General features: G+C 50.7%; 1 protein-coding gene and 1 pseudogene. Both read left to right on the plus strand.

The window, feature by feature from the left end:
- Positions 1–185 precede the first annotated feature (185 nt).
- Positions 186–773 (plus strand): annotated as a pseudogene (locus AC0L3D_RS36490) (GNAT family protein).
- On the plus strand, positions 773–1,894 hold the full coding sequence (nolL, locus tag AC0L3D_RS36495) for a nodulation factor fucose acetyltransferase NolL (RefSeq protein WP_473647513.1): 1,122 nt from the start codon (positions 773–775) through the stop codon (positions 1,892–1,894). The pseudogene AC0L3D_RS36490 and the gene nolL overlap by 1 nt, the downstream one beginning before the upstream one ends.
- Positions 1,895–2,015: the final 121 nt, after the last annotated feature.

Genomic DNA, 2,015 nt, shown 5'->3' on the forward strand with positions numbered 1-2,015 from the left:
ACAGGTTGCGCTGGGTCAGCAGTGCGTCGAGCACGACGAGAAGGTTCAGATCAAGGCCTTTGAAGCGCATCGCTTTCACTTATCCATAGCGTGAATGCTCGCGATCTAAACAATCGATTTTACCAAACTTCCAGGGCGCTGCATAGATGAACATGCACCCGATCACGCCACGGCTTCTGTAGCGTGTGCTGGGACATGACTTGCAAGTAGCCGATCATGTCGAGCTCTCCGCTTTCATCCGAAAGGCCTATGGGCCGACAGGGGCTTTCAGGCGGTCGTAGCTGGGCCGGTGCAAGGCCGGAGGTTCGCGAATGTGCACGGCGTAGCGGCTTACTTGGACCTGCTGCGCCGTTCATCACGTTGGCGAGGTTGATTTCTTGGTAGGCGAACTCGGATTGTACAGGGTGCATCCGGATCTTGAGAGACTCGGAATGAGCCATTCTATCCACGTCATGCGTCCGGTGCAGCAGCAGCTTGGCATTCCGTTCGCTTTTGGCACGGTTCGGCATGCGCTGCGGAATTATCTTGAGAGGTTCTGCAGAGACGTCCTGGCGACCATAGTGCCGGGCCATCGCGTCGCCACACATGATCGCGACCGCCACTGCGCTCCAGGTTTGCGATCAGGCACTGGGATTTCGTCCGCTCGGTTGCAGCCAGTCGGCCCTCGATACCACGCCGCGATCCGCGTAAATTTCGATCTTTTCACCGAAACTGGCGTGCTCGCCGTGCCCAGAAACGGCCGTAGCAACCGCAACAGATGGGCTGGAGTCTGATGCTTGATCAAATAACAGTCGGAGCGAAGGGGCGCGGCTCGCGCCCAGCAGAGACAAACGACCGAGACCTAAGCCTTGATTTCGTCAAAGGTATACTAATTACTTTAGTGATAATTGGGCACTTATTACAATATTTAATTTATCGAGGCACTGACAATTTCTGGACGTCTCCGTATTATAAGTCGATCTACATGTTTCACATGCCTCTCTTTATGGCAATAAGCGGATATCTTTCTTATGGGGCAATTTTGCGAAAACCGTTCATTCAAGGGGTCGGCAATCGAGCAACGCAGTTACTACTACCAATGCTTTTTTGGTGTGCGTTAATTTGGACACTAAAGTCCGCCATGATCCCTCCTGCGACAAGCTTAACTGATGGATTGCTGGACTTTTCGAAGGAACTCATTGGAACATACTGGTTCATATGGGCGGCGTTTATCTCGTTCATTCTAATTAGACTGTTTACAATTTCCAATCGCGTATCGATGTGGATTATAAGCGCATCTGCAATTGCGGTCGCATTCGCGCCCATCACATTATCAATAACCCCGTCATTAAGATACACTTACCCATTTTATTGTCTCGGGTTCTTGCTTGCGCAGCCGATCGGATGGCAGAAAATTATCATTTGGGCACACAAATCGATTTTTGTAGTTTTACTGTCGATAACAGCCTTCATATGCTTTATTTTGTGGGGCAAGGAGACTTACGCCTACAACAATCTCGTTTTAATTCATGATAAACAGTCGGCTGAACAAGTATTTCTGATGTTCACTGGCTCGGCAGCAGCTTCTGCAGTAGCGATGCAGCTTATGTTCCAATGCTGGAGGATTGTCTATTCGACCAGAATAGCTCACTTTGTCGCGGTGGAGCTTGGTCAGAGCACGCTGCTGCTTTATCTGGTTCAGGGTGCCGTGTTTCGCCTCACGGATTTTATACAGTTTGGAGAAGTCTGGAATCTCACGACCAGAATCGCGTTCGCAAGTGTTCTTGGAGTGGCGATTGTCGTCACAGCACTGGCAATTCGCAAGATTGCGCGCGACCTTGGATATGTGTCGCAGATCCTTGTCGGAGCGCCGCCACGCCCAAGTCTGCTCAAATCTCAATCTGCAATAAATTAGCCACACACAATGGTCGCGATGACAAGCAACCACGTTACGGACAGATAAGGCATGCGTTTCAAAGGCCTTGATCTGAACCTTCTCGTTGTGCTCGACGCACTGCTGACCGAGCGCAACCTCA

It is taken from the genome of Mesorhizobium sp. WSM4837 (assembly GCF_055811435.1).

Bases quoted from the DNA above. Each gene is read 5' to 3' on its own strand.
- nolL (WP_473647513.1), top strand. From the start codon at position 773: ATGCTTGATCAAATAACAGTCGGAGCGAAGGGGCGCGGCTCGCGCCCA.